The sequence below is a fragment of the Caulobacter sp. GW822-FHT07D08 genome, assembly GCF_058798735.1.
Genome location: NZ_JBXAKU010000023.1, coordinates 45,926 through 66,370, shown reverse-complemented (window position 1 = coordinate 66,370; position 20,445 = coordinate 45,926). Strand labels below are relative to the sequence as shown.

Below are 20,445 nucleotides of genomic sequence, written 5' to 3'. Positions count from 1 at the left end.
GCGGGTGAGCATGTAGTCCAGCGCCTTGGCGACGGGATCGTGGCGCGAGAGCTTGGCCCGCTGATCTCGCATCCAGGTCCCCAACTCGGCGATGAGCGGCGCGCTCTGCTCCTGGCGGACGGCCAGCCGATCGGCCGCGGGCTTCCCATTGATGGCGCGCTCGATGTCGAACAGGGCGTCGATGCGCCTGACCGCCTCCAGGGCGATCGGAGAGAGGACCGCGGTCTTGCCGCGCGCCTTGCGCTGGGCGGCCTGAGCGATGTCGGCCAGTTCGAAGACCTTGCGGCGGCCATGCGCCCAACACAGGGCCTGACGGATGTCTCCGGGACTGCGGCCACCCCGATAGAGGGCGTCGTAGCCGCCATAGGCGTCGGCCTGCAGCACGCCAGACCATCGGGCGAGATGGCGCTGCGGATGCTCGCCGCGTCGATCACGCGAATAGTAGAACACTGCCGCCGGCGGCGCTGGTCCGCCGAACGAGCGATCGTCACGCACATAGGTCCAACATCGGCCGGTATCGGTCTTGCCCTTGGCCAGGACCGGCACGGTGGTGTCGTCGCCGTGCAGCCGGTCGGCGGCCAGCACATGGGCCTCGATCCGCTCGAAGACCGGCCGCATCACGGTGCAGACCGCGCCCACCTGATCGGCCAGGGTGGACAGGCTCAAGGGCACGCCCTCCTTGGCGTAGCGCTCAGCCTGGCGGTTCAGGGGCTGGTGCTGGCCGAACTTCTCGAAGGCGATCATCGCCAGGAGACTGGGTCCCGCCCAGCCGCGCGGGATCACATGGAACGGCGCCGGCGCCTGACTGATCTTCTCGCAGTCGCGGCAAGTGAACTTCTCGCGCACGTGCTGGATCACCTTCCACTGGCGCGGGACGACCTCCAGCGTCTCGGTGATGTCCTCGCCCAGCTTGGACAGGCGCGTCCCGCCGCAGCAGAGGCAGGCGCTGGGACCCGGCACGATGACCCGCTCCCTGGGCAGATGTTCGGGGAACGGCTTGCGGGCCGGCCGCTGGCGCGTGAAGGCCGCCACCGTCGTGGTCTTGGCCGCCGCGATCTCGGCGTCGAGCTCGTCCGCCGTGGCCGAGGCCTCCAGTTCCTCCAACTGTAGTTCCATCTGGTCCAGCAGCCGCGCGGCCCGCTCGGCGTGTGGTCCGAACCGCTCGCGGTTCAGCTTGGCGATCTGGAGCTTAAGGTGTGCGATCAGCGCCTGGTCGTCGGACCGCTGAGCGCGGGCTTCGGCAAGCTCGGCTTGCGCCTTGGCCAGCGCGACCTTCAGCGCCTCGACGTCTTCCTTGGGCTGGGTCTGCTCGGTATCCACGAAGGGGATGGAATCACAAAATCCGCCGCTTGAGGCGCCCCAATCTGCATCTGGGGATCAGATTCTTAGCCTCAGCCCGCCGCCTGTGGCCGCCAAGTCGCCTGCGGGTTACGCCAGTCGATCCCTTCCAAGAGATAGCTCATCTGCCCCGTGGTCAGCGCCACCACCCCGCCCGTCGTCTGAGGCCAAATGAAGCGGCCCCGGTCCAGTCGCTTGGCGTAGAGCGACAGCCCGATCCCGTCATGCCAGATCGCCTTGATCAGCGAACCGCCGCGCCCGCGGAAGACGAACACGTCCCCCGCGAACGGGTCCCGCTTGAAGTGCTCCTGCACCAGAAGGGCCAGGCCCGGCATGCCCTTGCGCATGTCCGTGTGACCGCTGGCGATCCAGACCCGGACCCCGCCCGGGACCGGGATCACGGACGAAGCGCCTTCAGCGTCGCCGCCACCAACGCCGTCGGCGCGCTCGACGCGATGTTCACTCGCGCGCCGCCGGGCAACTCGACCAGGATCGCGGGAACCTGAGCCTGAGCCCGGTTCGGTGTCGCCTCGGGCGCATCGACCAATATCGCCGGTGCGAAGGTGGGCGCCGACGGCGACAGGCACGCCTTGCGCCACTTGTAGATCAGGCTGGTCGATATCTCGAACTGGCGAGCCACGTCGGCGACCACGGCGCCCGGCGTGAACGACGCCGCCAAGATCCTGACCCTGTCGTCCTCGCTCCACCGGCGCCTGCGCTCAGGCCCCGTCAACAGGGTCATGTGGGTCATGCTGTGCTGCTACGCGCGCTGATAAGGACGACTTAAGCGCGCAGCATCCGCATCAGCCCTCACGCCGACAAGGCGGCCTTCGGCGGAGGGTTACTGGGAGTCCGCAATGGGTGAAAAACGACTCTGGGATTCCGCGCTGCTTCAGACAGCCCAAACGAAAAAGGCCCCGGATTTCTCCGGGGCCTTCGCGTTCAGCCTGAGCTGAAAGATCTTAGTCTTCGGCGTCGTTGACGTAGACCGGACCCGAGTCCTTGCCCTTTTCCGAAACGTCGCGGTCGACGAACTCGATCACGGCCATGGCGGCGTTGTCGCCGTAGCGGAAGCCGGCCTTCAGGACGCGGATGTAGCCGCCCTGACGGTCCTTGTAGCGCGGGCCGAGGACCGCGAAGAGCTTGCCGACTTGCTCGACGTCGCGAACCGAGCTGATGGCCTGACGACGGGCGTGCAGGTCGCCGCGCTTGGCCAGGGTGACCAGCTTTTCGACGATCGGGCGCAGTTCCTTGGCCTTGGGCAGGGTGGTGACGATCTGCTCGTGCTTGATCAAGCTGGCCGACATGTTGGCGAACATGGCGGTGCGGTGAGCCGAGGTGCGGCCGAGTTTACGGTGGGCGTTACCGTGACGCATGTCTTAGTCTCCTGGGCATCGAGCCCGAGCGGCGCAAAACGTGTTGAGCGCCTGATTGTCACCAATCCTGGTCCGTCCCGACCGGGTCAGAGCGAAGCGCCGGGGCCCTCCACCGCGTGGTGCGGCTTCAAAAGGCCCAGGCCGCCTTCCCTCTCCGAAGAGTGGAAAAGCGGCCCGGATTTAGCGCAGATGGCTTCGAGGTTCTTAGATTTGGTCTTCGAACTTCTTGGCCAGGTCTTCGATGTTCTCCGGCGGCCAGTTCGGCACATCCATGCCGAGGTGCAGGCCCATGCCGGCGAGAACTTCCTTGATCTCGTTCAGCGACTTGCGGCCGAAGTTCGGGGTGCGGAGCATCTCGGCTTCGGTCTTCTGGATCAGGTCGCCAATGTAGACGATGTTGTCGTTCTTCAGGCAGTTGGCCGAACGGACCGACAGTTCCAGCTCGTCCACCTTCTTCAGCAGGGCCGGGTTGAACGGCAGTTCCGGCTTGGACTCGTCGGCCGACTTGGCCTTCGGTTCCTCGAAGGTGATGAAGATCTGCAGTTGGTCCTGCAGGATCCGGGCGGCGTAGGCCACGGCGTCCACCGGGGTGACGGCGCCGTTGGTTTCCACTTCCAGGACCAGCTTGTCATAGTCCAGCGACTGGCCTTGACGGGTCGGCTCGACGCGGTAGGCGACGCGCTTGACCGGCGAGTACAGGGCGTCGACGGCGATGAGGCCGATCGGCGCGTCTTCCGGACGGTTGCGGTCGGCCGGGACGTAGCCCTTGCCGTTGTTGACCGTGAACTCCATGCGCACCGAAGCGCCGTCGTCCAGCGTGCAGAGCACGTGGTCGGGGTTCAGGATTTCGATGTCGGCCGGGGTTTCGATCTGACCGGCGGTCACCGGGCCGGGGCCCGTGGCGCGCAGGGTCATGCGCTTCGGGCCTTCGGCGTGCATCCGAACGGCCAGTTGCTTGATATTCAGAACGATATCGACGACGTCCTCACGGACGCCTTCGAGCGAGGAGAATTCGTGCACCACGCCATCGATCTGGATGGCGGTGACGGCGGCGCCTTGCAGCGACGAGAGCAGAACGCGACGCAGGGCGTTGCCGAGCGTCACACCGAAACCGCGCTCGAGGGGCTCGGCGACGATACGGGCCTTGCGGGTCGCATCGGCTCCGGTTTCGATCTGCGGCTTCTCAGGACGGATCAGCTCGTTCCAGTTTCTTTCGATCACGTGGTCGGGTCCCTTGAACGCGGCTCGCCGGCCGCGTTTTGCGCAGCCGGCGAAGGAGATTAGTGGTCTAAATAGTACTAGACGCGACGGCGCTTGGGCGGACGGCAGCCGTTGTGCGGGATCGGCGTGACGTCGCGGATGGTCGTGATGGTCATGCCCGCGGCTTGCAGCGCGCGCAGAGCCGATTCACGGCCCGAACCCGGACCCGAAACGTTGACTTCCAGGGTCTTGACGCCGTGTTCGGCGGCCTTCTTGCCCGCGTCTTCCGCAGCCATCTGAGCGGCGTACGGGGTCGACTTGCGCGAACCCTTGAAGCCCATCATGCCAGCCGAGGACCACGAGATCGTGTTGCCCTGAGCGTCGGTGATGGTGATCATGGTGTTGTTGAACGAGGCGTTCACGTGCGCCACGCCCGAGGTGATGTTCTTGCGTTCGCGCTTTTTAACGCGACCCGGTTCCTTGGCCATCGTCAGGCTACCTTATTTCTTCTTGCCGGCGATCGGCTTGGCCGGACCCTTGCGGGTGCGAGCGTTCGTGTGGGTGCGCTGACCGCGGACCGGCAGGCCCTTACGGTGACGCAGGCCGCGATAGCAGGCCAGGTCCATCAGACGCTTGATGTTCATCGAGTTCTCGCGGCGCAGATCACCCTCGACGGTATAGTCGCGGTCGATCGTTTCGCGGATCGCCAGGACTTCGGCGTCGGTCAGTTGATTGACCCGACGCGCATCCTCGATGCCCACCTTCGTGATGATTTCACGCGCGGACCGTTGGCCGATGCCGTGAATGTACTGAAGCGCGATCAGAACGCGCTTGTTCGTCGGGATGTTGACGCCTGCGATACGGGCCACGTCTAATGTTCTCCTAGTCACGCACTAAAGACGCGAACGGCGCGCCCGGCTCGATCCAGAGGATCCAAACCGGCGCGCACGGATCGCGCCCTTTCGCGGAAGCGCCCCGTTATAGGGATCGTTTCGCTTCCGTCAACAACTGAATCCACCAGACATCCAGTGAATCAGGGCTTTCTTAAACGACGACACTCAAGGCGGCGTCGATGGAACTGGCGACGGTTTCGACCGAACCCATTCCGTCCAGTTCCGTGAGCTTCCCCTGCCCTTCATAGTAAGGCAGCAGCGGCGCGGTCTGGGCATTGTACTGGGCCAGACGATTCACGAAGACTTCGGGATTGTCGTCCGGCCGCCCCTGTTCTTCGAATCGCTTCTTGATCCGCTCGATCAGGGCTGGCTCGTCTACCTTGAGTCGGAGAACAGAGTCGATCTTCTGTCCACGCGCCGCCAACATCTTATCCAGAGCTTCGGCCTGAGCGACCGTGCGCGGGAAACCGTCAAAAATCGCGCCGCCGGCCGCCTCGGCCTCGGGCAGGCGGTCCTCGATCAGCGCGATGACGATCTCGTCGGTGACCAGCTCGCCACGGTCCAGCACGCCCTTGACCTTCAGGCCAAGCTCCGAACCCGAGGCGATGGCGGCGCGCAGCATGTCGCCGGTCGAGAGCTGGACCATGCCACGCTCCGTGACCAGACGCTTGGCCTGAGTGCCCTTCCCCGCCGCCGGCGGACCGAACAGGATCAAGTTCATATAAGCCCCTTCGCGCGTCTGCCGAGTCTGCGCCCGGCTGCTCTCCCGGTGCAGACCTAGAGCCCCGGGAAAGAAAACGGAAGCCGGTTTTGTGACAAACCGGCTTCCACAGCATCTAATTAGATCGAAGCTCGACCTAGCGGTTACGGCCGCCCCGCAGTTTCGACTTCTTGATGAGGCCCTCGTACTGGTGGGCCAGCAGGTGCGACTGGATCTGCGCCACGGTGTCCATGGTCACCGTCACGACGATCAGGATCGAGGTGCCGCCCAGGGCGAACTGGTTCGACTTGACCGCCATCATGACCAGCTCCGGCGCCACGCAGACGGCGGTGATGTAGCCCGCGCCGATCACGGTCAGGCGGGTCAGCACGTAGTCCAGGTATTCGGCGGTGCGCTTGCCCGGACGGATGCCCGGCAGGAAGCCGCCGTACTTGCGCAGGTTCTCGGCCGTCTCCTCGGGGTTGAACACGACCGAGGTGTAGAAGAACGAGAAGAAGATGATCAGCAGCGCGTAGAGCACCAGGAACGCCGGGTGGCCGTGCTGCAGCGCGCCGACCACGCCCGGCAGCCACTGGGCCCAGGACGGCAGGTTGGCCGCGTTGATGAACTGCAGGGCCGTCGTCGGCAGCAGCAGCAGGCTGGAGGCGAAGATCGGCGGGATGACGCCCGCGGTGTTGATCTTCAGCGGCATGAACGAGCTCTCGCCGCCGACCATGCGGTTGCCCTGCTGGCGCTTGGGATAGTGGACCAGCAGACGGCGCTGCGAGCGCTCCATGAACACGATGGCCAGGATGGCGGCCACGGCGCCGACCAGGATCAGGAACAGCGGGGTGTAGTTGCCCGAGGTCTGCGACTGGACCAGCAACTGGCCCAGGCTCATCGGCAAGTGGGCCACGATGCCGGCGAAGATGATCAAGCTGACGCCGTTGCCGACGCCGCGGCTGGTGATCTGCTCGCCCAGCCACATCAGGAACAGGGTGCCGCCGGTCAGGGCCACGACGGTCGAGACGACGAAGAACACCGGACCGACGCCGCCGGCCACCAGGCCAGGCTGGGCGGACAGGCCGATGGCGATCGAGGCCGACTGGACCACGGCCAGCACCACGGCCAGGTAGCGGGTGTACTGGTTGAGGGTCTTGCGGCCCGCTTCCCCGCCTTCCTTCTTCAGCTTCTCCCACGGCGGATACACCGAGCCCATCAGCTGCACGATGATCGAGGCGCTGATGTAGGGCATCACGTTCAGCGAGAAGATGGCCATGCGCTGCACGGCGCCGCCCGAGAACGTGTTGAACATGCCGAGGATGCCCTCGGCGTTGCCGCTGAACAGGCGCGAGAACGCGGCCGGGTCGATGCCGGGGATCGGCACGTAGGTGCCCAGGCGGTAGACGACCAGGGCGATGATCGTGAACCAGATGCGCTTGTGAAGTTCGGTCGCCTTTTGGAACGACGCGAAATTCATGTTGGCTGCGAGTTGTTCGGCGGCCGAGGCCATTCAGATCCCCACGACTCTGGAGCGTGACGGCCGGACACTATCCGGCGACTCCAACGAAATTTGGCGCGGAGCCTGCTTATCCGTTTCAAACGATTTGAAAAGGGCAGGCTCAGGTAGAGGCCACAAATAGGTGAGGCTCGCCGTGATGTCACGGCGAGCCTCGAAAAGAGCTGTCATCCCGGCCGAAGCGTAGCGGAGAGCCGGGACCTCAGGATGCGCCGGCGCTTGCCGCGGTCCCGGCTCGGCCTGACGGCCGTCCGGGATGACAGCTTTTACGGATTAGGCTTCGGCTTGCGCCTTGGCCTTCTTGGTCACGGTGACCGAACCACCAGCGGCCTCGACGGCCTTGATGGCGGCTTCCGTGGCCGAGTAGACGGTCAGCTTCAGGGCGGTCTTGATCTCGCCCTTGCCCAGCAGCTTCACGCCGTCGAGTTCACGACGGATGACGCCGGCGGCGACCAGGTCGGCGGGAGCCAGCTCGGCGCCGGCCTTGAACTTGCCAGCGGCGACGGCTTGCTCCAGGCGCCACAGGTTCACTTCGGCGAACTCGAGGCGGAAGGGGTTGTTGAAGCCGCGCTTAGGCATACGCATGTGCAGCGGCATCTGCCCACCTTCGAAGCCGGCGATGGCGACGCCCGAGCGCGCCTTCTGGCCCTTCACACCGCGACCGGCGGTCTTGCCCTTGCCCGAACCCGGGCCACGGCCGACGCGCATGCGGCCCTTGGTCGAGCCTTCCTGCGGGGCTAGTTCGTTCAGCTTGGTCATATGTGCCTCTCCTTGGAGATCTGCGCCCAGCCAGCGGCTGGACTCGGCTTTTGAAAATCAGAGCGCGCTTAAAACCCCAAATCGCCAAGAAACTCAATGACGAAATGGCATTTCAAACGAAAACCACCCCGGCTTTCACCGGGGTGGCGTATTTCGTCGTCGCGTAGAGGACTACTCGACGATTTCCAGCAGGTGCGCGACCTTGCGGATCATGCCGCGGACCGACGGGGTGTCTTCCAGCGTGGACGTACGGCCCAGCTTGTTGAGACCCAGACCGGCGAGCGTGGCGCGCTGGTCCTTTTCACGACGGATCGGGCTGCCCGTTTGGCGGACCGTGACTTGCTTAGCTTCAGCCATGACTTAACCCTCGATGGCTTCCGGCGACGAAGCGCCGTCGGCGCGACGGCCGAGGATGTCGCCAACCTTCTTGCCGCGCTTGGCGGCGATCTGGCGGGGCGACGACTGGACCTTCAGGGCCTCGAACGTGGCGCGAACCATGTTGTACGGGTTCGAGGAACCCGTCGACTTGGCCACGACGTCCTGGACACCCAGGGTTTCGAGAACCGCGCGCATCGGACCGCCGGCGATGACGCCGGTGCCGGGAGGCGCCGCGCGCATCATCACCTTGCCAGCGCCCCAACGGCCAGCGCCGTCGTGGTGCAGGGTGCGGGATTCGCGCAGCGGAACGCGGATCATCGTCTTCTTGGCTTCTTCGGTCGCCTTGCGGATGGCTTCCGGCACTTCACGCGCCTTGCCATGACCGAAGCCGACGCGGCCCTTTTGGTCGCCAACGACCATCAGAGCGGCGAAGCTGAAGCGACGGCCACCCTTCACGGTGGCGGCGACGCGGTTGATGTGGACGAGCTTTTCGACGATGTCGCTGTCGACCCGCTCTTCGGGGGCGTTGCGGTCGCGACGGTCACGGCGTTGACCGCCTTCACCGCGCTGTTGTTCACCACGAGCCATTTCTGTTCCCTTAGAAGTTCAGGCCGGCTTCGCGCGCGGCGTCGGCCAGGGCTTTCACCCGGCCGTGGAAGATGTAACCACCACGATCGAAAACGACGTCCTTGACGCCCTTTTCAATGGCGCGCTCGGCGACGAGCTTGCCCACGGCGGCGGCGGCATCCTTGTCCGCGCCCTTGCCTTCGGCTTCCAGAGTGGAAGCCGACGCCAGGGTCACGCCGCGTTCATCATCGATGACCTGGGCGTAGATGTTCTTCGACGAACGGAAGACCGACAGACGCGGACGACCGTTGGCGAGGCTCTTGAGGCGGGTGCGAACGCGCTGAGCGCGCTTGGCCGCCGATTCACGAGGAGAGAGCGCCATGGCTTACTTCTTCTTGCCTTCCTTGCGGCGAACCTTCTCGCCAGCATAACGCACGCCCTTGCCCTTGTACGGCTCAGGCGGACGAATGCGGCGGATCTTCGCGGCAATCTCACCAACCGCCTGCTTGTCGATGCCGGCGATCTTGATTTCGGTCTGCTTCGGCACAGCGAAGGTGACGCCGGCCGGAGCCTCAACGTCCACGTCGTGGCTGAAACCGAGCTGGAGGCTCAGGGCGGTGCCCTTCATGGCCGCGCGGTAACCAACGCCGACCAGTTCGAGGCTTTCCTCGAACCCGGCGGTGACACCATGCACCATGTTGGCGACCAACGTGCGGGACAGACCCCACATGCCCTTGGCGCGCTTCGTGTCGACGCGCGGAGTCAGAAGGAGCTCAGCGCCCTCTTGCTTGACTTCGACTTCGTCGGCGATCGTCCACGACAACTGACCCTTGGGGCCCTTTACCGTGACCGTCTGACCCGAGAGCGTGACTTGCACGCCCGAGGGGATTGCGACGGCTTTCTTACCGATACGTGACATGCTCTTTCCCTCCCGCGCCTAGTAGACGCGGCAGAGGACTTCGCCGCCGACGTTAGCGTCGCGTGCAGCGGTGTCCGACATGACGCCCTTCGGCGTCGAAAGGATCGAGATGCCCAGGCCGTTCTTGATCGGCTTCAGGTCCTTGATCGACGAGTAGACGCGACGGCCAGGCTTGGACACGCGGCTGATCTCGGCGATCACGGGCTCACCGTCAAAGTACTTGAGCTCGATCTCGAATTCGGGGAACGCGCCGGGCTTCTCGATCAGCGAGTAGCCGCGGATGTAGCCTTCATCGGCCAGCACGTCGAGGACGCGGGCGCGCAGCTTGGAAGCCGGCGTCGAGACCTTGTTGCGCTTGCGCGTGGCGGCGTTCTTGATGCGAGCGATCAGGTCGCTCAGGGGATCGTTCATCGACATCTGATCGTCCTTACCAGCTCGACTTGACGAGGCCGGGGATCTGACCCTGCGAACCCAGTTCGCGGAGCGCGATACGGCTCATCTTCAGCTTGCGGTAGTAGGCGCGCGGACGGCCCGTGACTTCGCAGCGGTTGCGGATGCGGATCGCCGAGCTGCTGCGGGGCAGCTTGGCGAGCTTGAGGCGGGCCTCGAAGCGTTCCTCGAGCGGCAGGCTTTCGTCGTTGGCGGTCGCCTTGAGCGCGGCGCGCTTCTCGGCGAACTTCTTGACGAGGGCCTTGACGGCTTCGTTGCGGTTGACGGCGCTTTTCTTTGCCATGGTGCTTTTCCCTGCCCGCCCTTAATTCGTGAACGGGAACTGGAATTCCTTCAGGAGAGCCTTGGCTTCCTGGTCGGACTTCGCAGTGGTGCAGACGATGATGTCCATGCCCCAGATCTGTTCGATCTGGTCATAGTTGATTTCCGGGAACACCAGGTGCTCCTTCAGGCCCATGGCGTAATTGCCACGGCCGTCAAAGCTCTTGCCGTTCAGACCACGGAAGTCCTTCACGCGCGGCAGCGCGATCGTGACCAGGCGGTCCAGGAACTCGTACATCCGGTCCTTGCGCAGGGTGACCTTGCCACCGACCACCATGCCTTCGCGCAGCTTGAAGCCGGCGATCGACTTGCGGGCCTTGGTGGCGACAGGCTTTTGGCCGGCGATCGCCTGCAGGTCCTTCAGAGCGACTTGGGCCTTCTTGGAGTCGGCCACAGCCTCGCCGATACCCATGTTCAGGACGATCTTGTCCAGCTTGGGGATCTGCATCTCGTTGGTATAGCCGAACTGCTCCTTCATCGCGGCGCGGATGCGCTCGCGATAAACGGTTTTCAGCCGGGGCTCATAAGCTTGATCAGCCATTGATCACCTCGCCGGTCGTCTTGGCGACACGCACCTTCTTGTCGCCTTCGATCTTGAAGCCGACGCGGGTGGGCTTGCCCTTGGAGTCCACGATGGCGACGTTCGAGACGTGCAGCGCGGCTTCCTTTTGCTTGATGCCGCCTTGCGGTTCGGCTTGGGTCGGCTTGGTGTGACGCGAAACCATGTTCACGCCTTCCACGACAACCCGGTTTTCCTTCGGAAGAACCTGGGTCACAGCGCCTTGCTTGCCCTTGTCCTTGCCGGCCAGAACGACGACGCGGTCGCCCTTCTTGATCTTAGCGGCCATTACAGCACCTCCGGAGCGAGGGAGATGATCTTCATGTGGTTCTTGGCGCGCAGTTCACGAGGAACCGGGCCGAAGATCCGCGTGCCGACCGGCTCGCTCGCCTTGTTCACGATGACCGCGGCGTTCTTATCGAAGCGGATGACCGAGCCATCCTTGCGCTTCAGATTTTGATTCACCCGAACGACGACGGCGCGAAGCACGTCACCCTTCTTCACGCGGCCACGCGGGATGGCTTCCTTCACGGAGACGACGATGACGTCGCCCACGCTGGCGTAGCGACGGCCTGCGCCGCCCAACACCTTGATGCACATGACCCGGCGAGCGCCAGAATTGTCAGCGACTTCCAGGTTAGTTTGCATCTGGATCATGGTCTAAACCTTCCAGATTAAGCCGAAGCCTTGGGAAGTGCTTCCCAGGTCTTCAGCTTGGACTTCGGAGCGCACTCGACGATGCGAATAGCTTCGCCGGCCTTGTACGCGTTGGATTCGTCGTGCGCGTGGTACTTTTTGGACTGACGCACGATCTTCTTAAGAACCGGGTGAACGATGGTCCGTTCGACCTTCACCACCACGGTCTTGTCGCCCTTATCGGAGACGACCACCCCTTCGAGGATACGCTTGGGCATATCGTTCTCCTTAAGCCGCGGCCTTGGCGCGCAGCACGGTCTTGATCCGCGCGATATCCTTGCGGATCTCGTTGACGCGGTGGGTCTTCTCGACCTGGCCCGTGGCGGCCTGGAAGCGCAGGTTGAACTGCTCTTTCTTCAGGCTGATCAGGGTGTCGGCCAGCTGGTCGGGGGTCAGGCCCCGGATGTCAGCGATCTTCATGAGCCTCAAGCCTCCTGGGCCACGCCCGCGTCGAGGCGGGTGACAACACGAGTGCGGATCGGCAGCTTGGCGGCGCCCAGGCGGAGCGCTTCACGCGCGATATCGTCCGGCACGCCGTCGATTTCGAACATGATACGGCCCGGAGCCACGCGAGCGGCCCAGTAGTCCACCGCGCCCTTACCCTTACCCATCCGGACTTCAGCCGGCTTGCCGGTGACCGGCACGTCCGGGAAGATACGGATCCAGACGCGGCCTTGACGCTTCATCTGGCGGGTGATGGCGCGACGGGCGGCTTCGATCTGGCGAGCCGTGATGCGCTCCGGCTCGACGGCCTTGAGGCCGTACGAACCGAAGTTCAGCAGGGTGCCGCCCTTCGAAGCGCCGTGGATGCGGCCCTTGAACTGCTTGCGGAATTTGGTCTTTTTCGGAGACAGCATAGCGATCTAATCCTTAACCGCGATCGCGACGGTTGCGGTCGCCCCGGTCGGGACGATCGCCGCGCTCACGCCCACCACCTTCGCCGGCCGGGCCGGACTCAGTGGCGAGACGCTTGTCGAGCGCCATCGGATCGTGCTCCAGCACCTCGCCCTTGAAGATCCAGGTCTTCACGCCGATGATGCCATAGGTGGTCTTGGCTTGGGCGAAACCGAAGTCGATGTCGGCGCGCAGCGTGTGAAGCGGCACGCGACCTTCGCGGTACCATTCCATACGAGCGATTTCCGCACCGCCGAGGCGGCCCGAGACGTTGATCCGGATGCCCTTGGCGCCGAGACGCACGGCCGACTGGATCGAACGCTTCATGGCGCGACGGAAAGCGATACGACGCTCGAGTTGCTGAGCGATCGACTCGGCCACCAGCTGAGCGTCGGTTTCCGGCTTGCGGATCTCGACGATGTTCAGGTGGACTTCGCCCTCGGTCTTGATCGACAGATCCTTGCGGAGCTTGTCGATGTCAGCGCCCTTCTTGCCGATGATGACGCCCGGACGAGCGGCATAGATCGTGATGCGGCACTTCTTGTGCGGACGCTCGATGATGATGCGCGAGACACCGGCTTGGTACAGGCGCTTCTTCAGGTTGGCGCGGATCGCGAGATCCTGGTGCAGCATCTTGCCGTACTGGGCGCCGTCGGCGAACCAACGGCTGTCCCAGGTGCGGTTTACGCCGAGCCGCAGCCCGACCGGATTGACTTTCTGACCCATTAGGCGGCCTCACCCAGTTCGCGGACCACGATCGTGATCTCGGAGAACGGCTTCTCGACGCGCGTCGCGCGACCGCGAGCGCGGGGCGAGAAACGCTTCATGATCAGGTTTTTGCCCACATAGGCCTCGGCGACGACCAGGGAGTCGATGTCGAGGTTGTGGTTGTTCTCGGCGTTGGAAATCGCCGAGTACAGCGCCTTGCGGACGTCCTGAGCGATACGCTTGTGGCTGAACTCGAGCTCGTTGAGAGCGCGCTGGACGTTCAGGCCACGGATGGACTGAGCGACCAGGTTCAGCTTCCGCGGGCTGGTGCGCAGGGTGCGCACCTTGCACATCGCTTCGGCGGCAGGCAGGCGGCGTTCTTGCTTCTGCTTGGCCATGATTACTTCCTCTTGGCCTTCTTGTCGGCGGCGTGGCCCGGGAAGTTACGCGTGGGCGCGAACTCACCGAACTTCATGCCGACCATGTCTTCCGACACGGAGACCGGGACGTGCTTCTGGCCGTTGTGCACGCCGAACACCAGACCGACGAACTGCGGCATGATGGTCGAACGACGCGACCAGGTCTTGATGACGTCCTTGCGGCCCGACGACAGAGCGGCGTCGGCCTTCTTCAGGAGGTACCCGTCGACAAACGGGCCTTTCCAGACGGAGCGGGTCATGGCTTAGCGGCCCTTCTTCGCTTTATGGCGCGAACGGATGATGAACTTGTCCGTGGCCTTGTTGACGCGGGTCTTGGCGCCCTTGGTCGGCTTACCAGCCGGGGTCACCGGGTGGCGGCCGCCCGAGGTGCGACCTTCACCACCACCGTGGGGGTGGTCGACCGGGTTCATGGCGACACCGCGGACGTGCGGGCGACGGCCCATGTGACGAGAACGACCGGCTTTGCCGAGGTTCTGGTTCATGTGGTCGGGGTTCGAAACGGCGCCGACGGTGGCCATGCACGTATCGAGCACCATGCGCAGTTCGCCCGAGTTCAGGCGGATCTGGGCGTAGCCGGCGTCACGGCCGACCAACTGGGCGTAGGCGCCAGCCGAACGGGCGATCTGACCACCCTTGGCGGGCTTCAGCTCGATATTGTGGATGATCGTGCCGATCGGCAGCGTGCGCAGCGGCGAGGCGTTGCCCGGCTTCACGTCGACCTTCTCGCCAGTGACGACTTCGTCACCAACCTTCAGGCGTTGCGGAGCCAGGATGTAGGCCAGTTCGCCGTCGGCCTGATACTTGATCAGGGCGATGAAGGCCGTGCGGTTCGGATCGTACTCGAGGCGAACGACCGAAGCCGTGCCTTGCTTACGACGCTTGAAGTCGACCAGACGGTACAGGCGCTTGGCGCCGCCGCCGCGGAAACGGACCGCGATACGGCCATTGCCGCCGCGACCGCCCGACTTGGTCAGGCCTTCAACGAGCTTCTTCTCGGGCTTGCCCTTGTGAAGTTCGCTGCGGTCGATCAGCACCAGGCCGCGCTGGCCGGGGCTGGTCGGGTTGAAATGCTTCAAGGCCATCTGATTAGAGCCCCGTCGTGATGTCGATCGACTGGCCGTCGGCCAGGGTCACGATCGCTTTTTTGACGTCGTTGCGACGCCCGACGATGCCACGGAAGCGCTTGGTCTTGCCCTTGGTCACGATGGTGTTGACCTTCGTGACCTTGACCTTGAACAGCTCTTCGACGGCGGCGGCGATTTCGTCCTTGGTCGCGTCGTTGGCCACCTTGAAGACAACCTTGTTCTGCTCCGAGAGCAGGGTCGTCTTTTCGGTGATCACCGGCGACAGGATCGTGTCGTAGTGGCGAGCGGTGGCGGCCATTAGGCGGCTTCCTTCTCAGCGAAACGCGCCGAGATCGCTTCGACCGCGTCCTTGGTCAGGACGAGGGTCTGGCGACGCAGCACGTCGTAGACGTTCAGGCCGGCGTTCGGCAGGACATCCACGTTCGGGATGTTGCGGGCGGCGAGCTTGAAGTTCGCGTCCACTTCCGGACCGGCGATGACCAGGGCGTTCTTCAGACCGATCTTGTCGAAGTTGGCGCGCAGGGCGGCCGTCTTCGCTTCGGTCAGAATGGCGCTGTCCAGGACGACCAGCGCACCCGACTTGGCCTTCGACGACAGGGCGTGGCGCAGAGCCAGGGCCCGGATCTTCTTCGGCAGGTCGAAAGCGTGGCTACGGACGACAGGGCCGTGGGCCTTGGCGCCGCCGACGAACTGAGCCGCACGGCGCGAACCGTGACGAGCGCCGCCGGTGCCCTTTTGCTTGTACATCTTCTTGCTCGTACGAGAGACCTCGTTACGAACCTGAATCTTGTGGTTACCCGAGCGGCGCTTGGCCAGCTGCCAGGTCACGACGCGCTGCAGGATGTCGCCGCGGATTTCGTCGATGCCGAAGATGGCGTCGTCGAGATCAACGGAACCGGCCTTGCCGCCGTCCAGTTTGATGACGTCGAGTTTCATTAGCCTTCGCCCTCTTCGGTCGCAGCCGCGGGGGCCTCTTCAGCGGGGGTCTCAGCGGCGGCCGGAGCTTCGCCAGCCTTGCGGAAGGCGCCCGGACGCGGAGCGTCGGCGGGCAGAGCCTTCTTCACGGCGTCGCGAACCTTCACGTAGCTGCCTTCGTGACCCGGGACAGCGCCCTTGATCAGGATCAGGCCGCGCTCGACGTCCACCTTCCAAACGGTGACGTTCAGCGTGGTGACGGTTTCCTGACCGAGGTGACCCGCCATCTTCTTGCCCGGGAACGTACGACCCGGATCCTGGCGGTTACCGGTCGAGCCGTGCGAGCGGTGCGAGACCGAGACACCGTGGGTGGCGCGGAGACCACCGAAGTTCCAGCGCTTCATGGCGCCGGCGAAGCCCTTACCGACGGTCACGCCTTGGATGTCGACCTTCTGGCCGGCGACGAAGTGGTCGGCCGTCAGTTCGGCGCCGACTTCGATCAGGGCGTTCTCTTCGACGCGGAATTCAGCGACGACGCGCTTCGGCTCAACGGCCGCCTTCGCGAAGTGACCGCGCATGGCGTTCGGGGTGTTCTTGGCCTTCTTGGCGCCGGCGCCGAGCTGGAGGGCGGTGTAGCCGTCCCTCTCAACGGTGCGCTGAGCGGTGACCTGGCAACCGTCGAGCGACAGGACGGTGACCGGCACGTGCTGACCAGCTTCGTCAAAGAAGCGGGTCATGCCGAGCTTCTTAGCGATGATGCCGGTGCGTTGGGTGGGGAGAGTCATGGATCGGCCCTCCTTACAGCTTGATTTCGACGTCAACGCCGGCCGACAGGTCGAGCTTCATCAGCGCGTCCACGGTCTGCGGAGTCGGGTCAACGATGTCGAGAACGCGCTTGTGCGTACGGATCTCGAACTGCTCGCGCGACTTCTTGTCGACGTGCGGCGAACGGTTGACGGTGAATTTCTCGATAAGCGTGGGCAGGGGGATGGGGCCCCGCACCGTCGCACCCGTGCGCTTGGCCGTGTTGACGATCTCGCGCGTGGAATGATCCAACACGCGGTGATCGAAGGCCTTGAGCCGGATGCGGATGTTCTGACGATCCATATCGCTCGGTTTCCTAGTGGGCTGCGCCCGCGTCTCGAACCATTTCAAAGACCAACTCGAACTCCCGAGAGAGCTCGTACGCAGCGTCCGCAAAACAAATGACCCCCGCGGTTTCCCGCCGGGGCTGATGACCAGATATCACACCACCCTCTCGAAAGAAGGCTTGAGGCGCTATGTCCGGGCGTCTCGCGAACCGCGTTTGAGCCCGAGAGCTCACAGCCGGTCCAACAGAGGCGCGCTTGTACGTTCCGGAATCGGTTTCGTCAAGCGCTCTGTCCGGTTCCTCGCGCCTTTGTAGGACGCGACTCGTCGGGCCGGTTCTGAATAGGCGCCCTGCCCCCGCGGCGCAAGTCCCGCGAAAACATAACGTCGGTCTGCATTTAACCCATAAGGCCCAATGGTTAGCAAGAACGTGCGCCCGCTTGCGCGTAGGCGAAAATCTCACCCGCGCAAGTGTCACAAATTTGTATAAATCCGCCTTGAAGCGTCGCCGGCGATCTTGAGGCCAAGGTCGAACCTCCATAGATGCCGCCCCTCACCGACGGACTGGGCGGCCCCTCCCCCAACAACGACCGTCCAGCCAGCCGGTGAGCCACTCTTGTGTAAGGGGATACCCCACTATGAATACGAAGCTCTTCGCCACCGCCGCCCTGATCGCCGCCGCCGTCTCGGCCCCGGCCTTCGCCCAAAACATCGGTTCGGTCGGCGCCGCCGTGAACTACGCCGACGTCAACACCCGCGCCGGCGGCGCCAACGGCACGTCGGCCGTGCTCGACGGCTCGGTCGCCATCCCCCTCTCGGGCGCCTGGACCGTGACCGCCAACGGCGACGTCTCGATCTCGGACAACGACCTGTCGGACGAAACCGTCGCGTCGGGCGCTGTGCACCTGACCACCAAGCTGGGCGACACCGTGCGCGTCGGCGGCTTCACCGCCCTGTCGCGTCCGTCGAACGACACCCTGTGGGCCGTCGGCGCCGAAGCCCAGAAGTACCTGAACAACGTCACGCTGACGGGCCTGGTCGCCTACGGCCAGTCGAACGACCTGGACGCCGACCTGTACACCGTCCGCGGCGAAGCCCGTTACTTCGTGTCTGATAACTTCCGCCTGAACGCCGGCGCCGGCTGGTCGCGCATCGACACCAACGTCAACGCCGACCTGTGGGACGTGAACGCCGGTGGCGAATACAAGTTCGCCAACACCGGTTGGTCGACCTTCGCCAAGTACACCCACGCGGAATCGAAGGACCTGGCCAAGCTGAACTCGGACGCCGTGAAGGTCGGCTTCCGCTACACGTTCGGCGGCAGCCTGAAGGACCGTGATCGCGCCGGCGCCGACTTGGCCACGGCCAGCGACCTGTTCGGCTTCGGCGTCCGCTAAGGACGGCTGGACCCAAGGTCCGGACATGAAGAAGGCCCCGGGAGCGATCCCGGGGCCTTCACTCTATATATAGAGTGACGCTCGCCGGTCAGCGGCCGCCAATGATCACGTCGCCCGAACCGGCCACATGCTTCTTGACCGCGCCGTTGACCTTGGCGATGCGCACGTCGCCCGAGCCGGCGACCGAGACGTCGACATCGTCGGCCTCGCCGTTGAAGGCAACGTCGCCCGACCCCATCACATTGACTTCGACCATGCGGCTGCGGCCGCCCAGGACGGTGATGTTGCCCGAACCGGCGATGTTGCCCTCCAGCTTGCCGGCGATGCTGGCCACCTTGATGTCGCCCGAGCCCGCGATGCTGGCCTCCAGGTCACCCGAGATGGCCTGGGTCGCCACGTCGCCCGAGCCGGCGATGCTGATCTCGACCGACGACGCCGTGCCGGCCTTGGTGTCGCCCGAACCGGCCTGGCTGACGTGCAGTTCGCCCTTGGTGTTGGCCACGGTCCAGTCACCGCAGCCGGCATTGGCCAGGTTGACGCTGTCGGAGCGACCGATGTCGCCGAACACCGCGCCGCCAGCCTGCACCCGCACGTTCATCGGCACGCGCACGGCCACCTGCGGGAAGTTGTCGTAGGACACCTGGCCGACGCCGCGAACCTTCACCCAGACCTTACCGTCGCGGCTGTTGCAGCTGTTGATCCGGTTCATGCGCAGGTCGCCATCGACGATCACCTCGTCGCCATTCTGGCGCACGCTCAGCGGCAGGTCGGCGTTGGTGGTGATGAACTCGACCTTCACATCGGTGCGGTTCTCGGGGATCACCACCACGCGCGCGACGGCGTCCTTGATCTTCACGGACGGTGCGGCTTGTGCGGCGCCAGCAGCGGCAACGGCGGCGGCCAGAACGGCCAGGGTGGTCAGAGCGCGCATCGATGTTCTCCCCTCGATTGCGTGTAATTCGATAAGGGGAAGCTAGCGGTCGCCCGACAAGGTTTCGACTTAATTCGAGGTCATGACCGCGATGTCATATAACGCGGGTCGCCTAGTCGACCATCATCGCGGCCAAGCTCAGCCCCAATCCCAATCCTAGGCCCACGCCCGCCCCCAGCCTGGGATGGCGGCGCGCCATGGCGGCCATGAAGCCCGTGCCGCCCCGGATTTGGCCGACCAGGCCAGGCTCGCAGGCCACGATGCGGTCGAACCGTCGGGCTAGCCGCGAAACGCCGAAGCCGCGCATCGACAGCCCCCGTGAGGAGACTCGCCGCTCGATCAGCCCTTCGAACGCCGCCTCGGCCGGATCGGCGAAGTCGCGCTTGTAGGCGTCGGCGTCGACGCCGAAATCCACGCGCGTGACGCCACGCGCCGCGGCGGTCTCCAGGGTGTCCAACGTCATCAGGCTGCCCGGCGAGTATTTGGCGAAGGCCGGGTCGTAGATCGGGAACCACAGGTGATGCCGCGCGCCCGAGGTCAGGCCCAACTCGGCGGCGACGAGCGCGCCGCCCGCCTTCAGCACCGCCAGCCGCAGCCCGAAGTCCGGCGCGTCGATCTCGGCCAGCCGGTGCAGCAGCGCGACCGTCCAGCCGCAGGCGAAGATGTCATACTGGTGCGTACGAGCCAGCTGAGCCCGCTTGCGGTCGATGACCAGGTCGATTTCCGCCCGTGTCGGCCGCTCGAAGTCGAACGACAGCGGGCCGTGATCGCGCTCCAGGGCCCGCCGGCGGCGGCGCTTGTCCTTCAGGAACCGCGTGTCGCGGCTGGCCAGGTAGGCGTCAAAGCCCTGCGAGAGATCGGCGGCCATCGCGCGACGGGCCGACAGCCCCGGCCGGTCCGCTTCCCCCGCCCCGATCAGGCCGCTGACCCGGGCGCGGCGCACGCCCTCCAGGCGCGGCAACAACGCGCCGATGGAGAGATTCGGCTCGGCGATCAGACCGTGGAAGTCGCTGAGTGGCGCGGCCAGGGGCTGCAGCAGGCCGCCCCGCTGCTGGAACGGCAGGAATCCGCGAACCGCCCCGTCCTCGCGAATGACAGCGATCCGGGCGTTCGGCGCGACCTGGCTGGCGGCCTCCACGAAGCGCAGGTCGAAATAGGGACTGGCTAGGACGGGGTCTTTCTCGCGGAAGCGGCTCCAGAGCGCGCGCTCGGCCGCTCCCAGCTCTGAAACCGCCACGGTCTCGACATCCACGCCCACGCGCCTCTCCCTTGGGTTGGGCGCATTAGACATAGCGGCTCCTAACAACCGCT

At 64.8% G+C, this 20,445-nt stretch carries 34 protein-coding genes; 1 reads left to right on the top strand and 33 read right to left on the bottom strand.

Annotation, left to right across the window (positions count from 1 at the left end; all coding sequences use genetic code 11):
- The 31 genes from tnpC to AC1RJ9_RS25590 all read right to left on the bottom strand — a co-directional run.
- A partial coding sequence (gene tnpC, locus AC1RJ9_RS25740) for an IS66 family transposase (RefSeq protein ID WP_492841066.1) occupies nucleotides 1–1,320 on the bottom strand: 1,320 nt, incomplete at its 3' end.
- Nucleotides 1,321–1,391: 71 nt separating this feature from the next.
- Complete coding sequence (tnpB, locus tag AC1RJ9_RS25735; RefSeq protein WP_492841068.1) at nucleotides 1,392–1,739, bottom strand: IS66 family insertion sequence element accessory protein TnpB; 348 nt, start codon at nucleotides 1,737–1,739, stop codon at nucleotides 1,392–1,394.
- Nucleotides 1,736–2,089, bottom strand: coding sequence for an IS66-like element accessory protein TnpA (gene tnpA, locus AC1RJ9_RS25730; protein ID WP_492841070.1), 354 nt, complete (start codon nucleotides 2,087–2,089; stop codon nucleotides 1,736–1,738). The genes tnpB and tnpA overlap by 4 nt, the downstream gene beginning before the upstream one ends.
- 211 nt (nucleotides 2,090–2,300) lie before the next feature.
- Complete coding sequence (gene rplQ / locus AC1RJ9_RS25725; RefSeq protein ID WP_492100988.1) at nucleotides 2,301–2,714, bottom strand: 50S ribosomal protein L17; 414 nt, start codon at nucleotides 2,712–2,714, stop codon at nucleotides 2,301–2,303.
- Between the two features lie 204 nt (nucleotides 2,715–2,918).
- Nucleotides 2,919–3,935 carry a DNA-directed RNA polymerase subunit alpha gene (locus tag AC1RJ9_RS25720; RefSeq protein ID WP_047413138.1) on the bottom strand — a complete coding sequence of 339 codons (1,017 nt, stop codon included), beginning with the start codon at nucleotides 3,933–3,935 and terminating at the stop codon, nucleotides 2,919–2,921.
- A 77-nt stretch (nucleotides 3,936–4,012) separates the two neighbouring features.
- Nucleotides 4,013–4,402 (bottom strand): 30S ribosomal protein S11, encoded by a 390-nt coding sequence (gene rpsK, locus AC1RJ9_RS25715; protein WP_004616890.1) that lies wholly within the window; start codon nucleotides 4,400–4,402, stop codon nucleotides 4,013–4,015.
- A gap of 12 nt (nucleotides 4,403–4,414) precedes the next feature.
- Entirely contained in the window at nucleotides 4,415–4,783 is a 369-nt protein-coding gene (gene rpsM, locus AC1RJ9_RS25710; RefSeq protein WP_047413133.1) for a 30S ribosomal protein S13, read from the bottom strand.
- 175 nt (nucleotides 4,784–4,958) lie between these two features.
- Nucleotides 4,959–5,528 (bottom strand): adenylate kinase, encoded by a 570-nt coding sequence (locus AC1RJ9_RS25705; protein ID WP_492841073.1) that lies wholly within the window; start codon nucleotides 5,526–5,528, stop codon nucleotides 4,959–4,961.
- Between the two features lie 136 nt (nucleotides 5,529–5,664).
- Entirely contained in the window at nucleotides 5,665–7,020 is a 1,356-nt protein-coding gene (secY, locus tag AC1RJ9_RS25700; RefSeq protein WP_492841075.1) for a preprotein translocase subunit SecY, read from the bottom strand.
- 279 nt (nucleotides 7,021–7,299) lie between these two features.
- Nucleotides 7,300–7,785, bottom strand: coding sequence for a 50S ribosomal protein L15 (gene rplO / locus AC1RJ9_RS25695; protein WP_125159660.1), 486 nt, complete (start codon nucleotides 7,783–7,785; stop codon nucleotides 7,300–7,302).
- 171 nt (nucleotides 7,786–7,956) lie between these two features.
- Complete coding sequence (rpmD, locus tag AC1RJ9_RS25690) at nucleotides 7,957–8,142, bottom strand: 50S ribosomal protein L30 (RefSeq protein WP_099579521.1); 186 nt, start codon at nucleotides 8,140–8,142, stop codon at nucleotides 7,957–7,959.
- A gap of 3 nt (nucleotides 8,143–8,145) precedes the next feature.
- Complete coding sequence (gene rpsE / locus AC1RJ9_RS25685; RefSeq protein WP_096051657.1) at nucleotides 8,146–8,751, bottom strand: 30S ribosomal protein S5; 606 nt, start codon at nucleotides 8,749–8,751, stop codon at nucleotides 8,146–8,148.
- 10 nt (nucleotides 8,752–8,761) lie between these two features.
- Nucleotides 8,762–9,112 (bottom strand): 50S ribosomal protein L18, encoded by a 351-nt coding sequence (gene rplR, locus AC1RJ9_RS25680; RefSeq protein ID WP_013078658.1) that lies wholly within the window; start codon nucleotides 9,110–9,112, stop codon nucleotides 8,762–8,764.
- 3 nt (nucleotides 9,113–9,115) lie between these two features.
- Nucleotides 9,116–9,649, bottom strand: coding sequence for a 50S ribosomal protein L6 (gene rplF / locus AC1RJ9_RS25675; RefSeq protein ID WP_492841079.1), 534 nt, complete (start codon nucleotides 9,647–9,649; stop codon nucleotides 9,116–9,118).
- A gap of 18 nt (nucleotides 9,650–9,667) precedes the next feature.
- Nucleotides 9,668–10,066 carry a 30S ribosomal protein S8 gene (gene rpsH, locus AC1RJ9_RS25670; protein ID WP_099579526.1) on the bottom strand — a complete coding sequence of 133 codons (399 nt, stop codon included), beginning with the start codon at nucleotides 10,064–10,066 and terminating at the stop codon, nucleotides 9,668–9,670.
- Between the two features lie 10 nt (nucleotides 10,067–10,076).
- Nucleotides 10,077–10,382, bottom strand: a complete 306-nt coding sequence (rpsN, locus tag AC1RJ9_RS25665) for a 30S ribosomal protein S14 (RefSeq protein WP_047413112.1) — start codon at nucleotides 10,380–10,382, stop codon at nucleotides 10,077–10,079.
- A gap of 21 nt (nucleotides 10,383–10,403) precedes the next feature.
- Nucleotides 10,404–10,961 (bottom strand): 50S ribosomal protein L5, encoded by a 558-nt coding sequence (gene rplE / locus AC1RJ9_RS25660; RefSeq protein WP_125159661.1) that lies wholly within the window; start codon nucleotides 10,959–10,961, stop codon nucleotides 10,404–10,406.
- Nucleotides 10,954–11,268 (bottom strand): 50S ribosomal protein L24, encoded by a 315-nt coding sequence (rplX, locus tag AC1RJ9_RS25655; RefSeq protein WP_125159662.1) that lies wholly within the window; start codon nucleotides 11,266–11,268, stop codon nucleotides 10,954–10,956. The genes rplE and rplX overlap by 8 nt, the downstream gene beginning before the upstream one ends.
- Nucleotides 11,268–11,636: a 50S ribosomal protein L14 gene (gene rplN / locus AC1RJ9_RS25650; protein ID WP_125159663.1), complete on the bottom strand. Its 369-nt coding sequence runs from the start codon at nucleotides 11,634–11,636 to the stop codon at nucleotides 11,268–11,270. Before rplN ends, rplX begins: the two co-directional genes overlap by 1 nt.
- Before the next feature lie 17 nt (nucleotides 11,637–11,653).
- Nucleotides 11,654–11,893: a 30S ribosomal protein S17 gene (gene rpsQ, locus AC1RJ9_RS25645; RefSeq protein WP_492841083.1), complete on the bottom strand. Its 240-nt coding sequence runs from the start codon at nucleotides 11,891–11,893 to the stop codon at nucleotides 11,654–11,656.
- 10 nt (nucleotides 11,894–11,903) lie between these two features.
- Nucleotides 11,904–12,095, bottom strand: coding sequence for a 50S ribosomal protein L29 (rpmC, locus tag AC1RJ9_RS25640; RefSeq protein ID WP_047413099.1), 192 nt, complete (start codon nucleotides 12,093–12,095; stop codon nucleotides 11,904–11,906).
- 5 nt (nucleotides 12,096–12,100) lie between these two features.
- Nucleotides 12,101–12,532, bottom strand: a complete 432-nt coding sequence (gene rplP, locus AC1RJ9_RS25635) for a 50S ribosomal protein L16 (RefSeq protein WP_125159664.1) — start codon at nucleotides 12,530–12,532, stop codon at nucleotides 12,101–12,103.
- A 13-nt stretch (nucleotides 12,533–12,545) separates the two neighbouring features.
- A complete protein-coding gene (gene rpsC / locus AC1RJ9_RS25630; protein ID WP_492841086.1) occupies nucleotides 12,546–13,295 on the bottom strand; it encodes a 30S ribosomal protein S3 in 750 nt (249 codons plus the stop codon).
- On the bottom strand, nucleotides 13,295–13,675 hold the full coding sequence (rplV, locus tag AC1RJ9_RS25625) for a 50S ribosomal protein L22 (protein WP_010919132.1): 381 nt from the start codon (nucleotides 13,673–13,675) through the stop codon (nucleotides 13,295–13,297). Before rplV ends, rpsC begins: the two co-directional genes overlap by 1 nt.
- 2 nt (nucleotides 13,676–13,677) lie before the next feature.
- Nucleotides 13,678–13,956: a 30S ribosomal protein S19 gene (rpsS, locus tag AC1RJ9_RS25620; RefSeq protein ID WP_035049354.1), complete on the bottom strand. Its 279-nt coding sequence runs from the start codon at nucleotides 13,954–13,956 to the stop codon at nucleotides 13,678–13,680.
- A 3-nt stretch (nucleotides 13,957–13,959) separates the two neighbouring features.
- Complete coding sequence (gene rplB / locus AC1RJ9_RS25615) at nucleotides 13,960–14,799, bottom strand: 50S ribosomal protein L2 (protein WP_492841089.1); 840 nt, start codon at nucleotides 14,797–14,799, stop codon at nucleotides 13,960–13,962.
- Nucleotides 14,800–14,803: 4 nt separating this feature from the next.
- Complete coding sequence (locus AC1RJ9_RS25610) at nucleotides 14,804–15,100, bottom strand: 50S ribosomal protein L23 (protein WP_004616934.1); 297 nt, start codon at nucleotides 15,098–15,100, stop codon at nucleotides 14,804–14,806.
- Entirely contained in the window at nucleotides 15,100–15,738 is a 639-nt protein-coding gene (gene rplD, locus AC1RJ9_RS25605) for a 50S ribosomal protein L4 (protein WP_125159668.1), read from the bottom strand. The genes AC1RJ9_RS25610 and rplD overlap by 1 nt, the downstream gene beginning before the upstream one ends.
- The gene (gene rplC / locus AC1RJ9_RS25600) at nucleotides 15,738–16,502 is read right to left on the bottom strand and encodes a 50S ribosomal protein L3 (RefSeq protein WP_492841091.1); all 765 of its coding nucleotides are present in this window, start codon (nucleotides 16,500–16,502) and stop codon (nucleotides 15,738–15,740) included. Before rplC ends, rplD begins: the two co-directional genes overlap by 1 nt.
- Before the next feature lie 13 nt (nucleotides 16,503–16,515).
- Nucleotides 16,516–16,824, bottom strand: coding sequence for a 30S ribosomal protein S10 (gene rpsJ / locus AC1RJ9_RS25595; protein ID WP_004616952.1), 309 nt, complete (start codon nucleotides 16,822–16,824; stop codon nucleotides 16,516–16,518).
- Between the two features lie 13 nt (nucleotides 16,825–16,837).
- Entirely contained in the window at nucleotides 16,838–17,041 is a 204-nt protein-coding gene (locus AC1RJ9_RS25590) for a hypothetical protein (RefSeq protein WP_492841093.1), read from the bottom strand.
- A 403-nt stretch (nucleotides 17,042–17,444) separates the two neighbouring features.
- Here AC1RJ9_RS25590 and AC1RJ9_RS25585 point away from each other — a divergent pair, with 403 nt between their 5' ends.
- Nucleotides 17,445–18,203, top strand: a complete 759-nt coding sequence (locus tag AC1RJ9_RS25585) for an outer membrane protein (protein ID WP_492841095.1) — start codon at nucleotides 17,445–17,447, stop codon at nucleotides 18,201–18,203.
- A gap of 88 nt (nucleotides 18,204–18,291) precedes the next feature.
- On the opposite strand, the gene AC1RJ9_RS25580 is transcribed toward AC1RJ9_RS25585, so the two are convergent.
- Together AC1RJ9_RS25580 and AC1RJ9_RS25575 are read right to left on the bottom strand one after the other, a co-directional pair.
- Nucleotides 18,292–19,134: a GIN domain-containing protein gene (locus tag AC1RJ9_RS25580; RefSeq protein WP_492841097.1), complete on the bottom strand. Its 843-nt coding sequence runs from the start codon at nucleotides 19,132–19,134 to the stop codon at nucleotides 18,292–18,294.
- Between the two features lie 112 nt (nucleotides 19,135–19,246).
- Entirely contained in the window at nucleotides 19,247–20,392 is a 1,146-nt protein-coding gene (locus tag AC1RJ9_RS25575; RefSeq protein WP_492841099.1) for a GNAT family N-acetyltransferase, read from the bottom strand.
- Between the last annotated feature and the right edge of the window lie 53 nt (nucleotides 20,393–20,445).

Bases quoted from the DNA above. Each gene is read 5' to 3' on its own strand.
- rplR (WP_013078658.1), bottom strand. From the start codon at position 9,112: ATGGCGCTCTCTCCTCGTGAATCGGCGGCCAAGCGCGCTCAGCGCGTT.
- rpsS (WP_035049354.1), bottom strand. From the start codon at position 13,956: ATGACCCGCTCCGTCTGGAAAGGCCCGTTTGTCGACGGGTACCTCCTG.
- rplB (WP_492841089.1), bottom strand. From the start codon at position 14,799: ATGGCCTTGAAGCATTTCAACCCGACCAGCCCCGGCCAGCGCGGCCTG.
- rplD (WP_125159668.1), bottom strand. From the start codon at position 15,738: ATGAAACTCGACGTCATCAAACTGGACGGCGGCAAGGCCGGTTCCGTT.
- AC1RJ9_RS25610 (WP_004616934.1), bottom strand. From the start codon at position 15,100: ATGGCCGCCACCGCTCGCCACTACGACACGATCCTGTCGCCGGTGATC.
- rpsE (WP_096051657.1), bottom strand. From the start codon at position 8,751: ATGGCTCGTGGTGAACAACAGCGCGGTGAAGGCGGTCAACGCCGTGAC.
- rpsK (WP_004616890.1), bottom strand. From the start codon at position 4,402: ATGGCCAAGGAACCGGGTCGCGTTAAAAAGCGCGAACGCAAGAACATC.
- secY (WP_492841075.1), bottom strand. From the start codon at position 7,020: ATGGCCTCGGCCGCCGAACAACTCGCAGCCAACATGAATTTCGCGTCG.
- rplF (WP_492841079.1), bottom strand. From the start codon at position 9,649: ATGTCACGTATCGGTAAGAAAGCCGTCGCAATCCCCTCGGGCGTGCAA.
- rplO (WP_125159660.1), bottom strand. From the start codon at position 7,785: ATGACCAAGCTGAACGAACTAGCCCCGCAGGAAGGCTCGACCAAGGGC.
- AC1RJ9_RS25580 (WP_492841097.1), bottom strand. From the start codon at position 19,134: ATGCGCGCTCTGACCACCCTGGCCGTTCTGGCCGCCGCCGTTGCCGCT.
- rpsN (WP_047413112.1), bottom strand. From the start codon at position 10,382: ATGGCAAAGAAAAGCGCCGTCAACCGCAACGAAGCCGTCAAGGCCCTC.
- rpmD (WP_099579521.1), bottom strand. From the start codon at position 8,142: ATGGCTGAAGCTAAGCAAGTCACGGTCCGCCAAACGGGCAGCCCGATC.
- rplC (WP_492841091.1), bottom strand. From the start codon at position 16,502: ATGACTCTCCCCACCCAACGCACCGGCATCATCGCTAAGAAGCTCGGC.
- rpsH (WP_099579526.1), bottom strand. From the start codon at position 10,066: ATGTCGATGAACGATCCCCTGAGCGACCTGATCGCTCGCATCAAGAAC.
- AC1RJ9_RS25705 (WP_492841073.1), bottom strand. From the start codon at position 5,528: ATGAACTTGATCCTGTTCGGTCCGCCGGCGGCGGGGAAGGGCACTCAG.
- rpsQ (WP_492841083.1), bottom strand. From the start codon at position 11,893: ATGCCCAAGCGTATCCTCGAAGGGGTGGTCGTCTCCGATAAGGGCGAC.
- AC1RJ9_RS25585 (WP_492841095.1), top strand. From the start codon at position 17,445: ATGAATACGAAGCTCTTCGCCACCGCCGCCCTGATCGCCGCCGCCGTC.
- rplV (WP_010919132.1), bottom strand. From the start codon at position 13,675: ATGGCCAAGCAGAAGCAAGAACGCCGCCTGCCTGCCGCCGAAGCGATG.
- rplX (WP_125159662.1), bottom strand. From the start codon at position 11,268: ATGGCCGCTAAGATCAAGAAGGGCGACCGCGTCGTCGTTCTGGCCGGC.
- rpsJ (WP_004616952.1), bottom strand. From the start codon at position 16,824: ATGGATCGTCAGAACATCCGCATCCGGCTCAAGGCCTTCGATCACCGC.
- rpmC (WP_047413099.1), bottom strand. From the start codon at position 12,095: ATGAAGATCGCTGACATCCGGGGCCTGACCCCCGACCAGCTGGCCGAC.
- rplP (WP_125159664.1), bottom strand. From the start codon at position 12,532: ATGCTGTCTCCGAAAAAGACCAAATTCCGCAAGCAGTTCAAGGGCCGC.
- rplN (WP_125159663.1), bottom strand. From the start codon at position 11,636: ATGATCCAGATGCAAACTAACCTGGAAGTCGCTGACAATTCTGGCGCT.
- rpsC (WP_492841086.1), bottom strand. From the start codon at position 13,295: ATGGGTCAGAAAGTCAATCCGGTCGGGCTGCGGCTCGGCGTAAACCGC.
- rplQ (WP_492100988.1), bottom strand. From the start codon at position 2,714: ATGCGTCACGGTAACGCCCACCGTAAACTCGGCCGCACCTCGGCTCAC.
- rplE (WP_125159661.1), bottom strand. From the start codon at position 10,961: ATGGCTGATCAAGCTTATGAGCCCCGGCTGAAAACCGTTTATCGCGAG.
- tnpA (WP_492841070.1), bottom strand. From the start codon at position 2,089: ATGACCCACATGACCCTGTTGACGGGGCCTGAGCGCAGGCGCCGGTGG.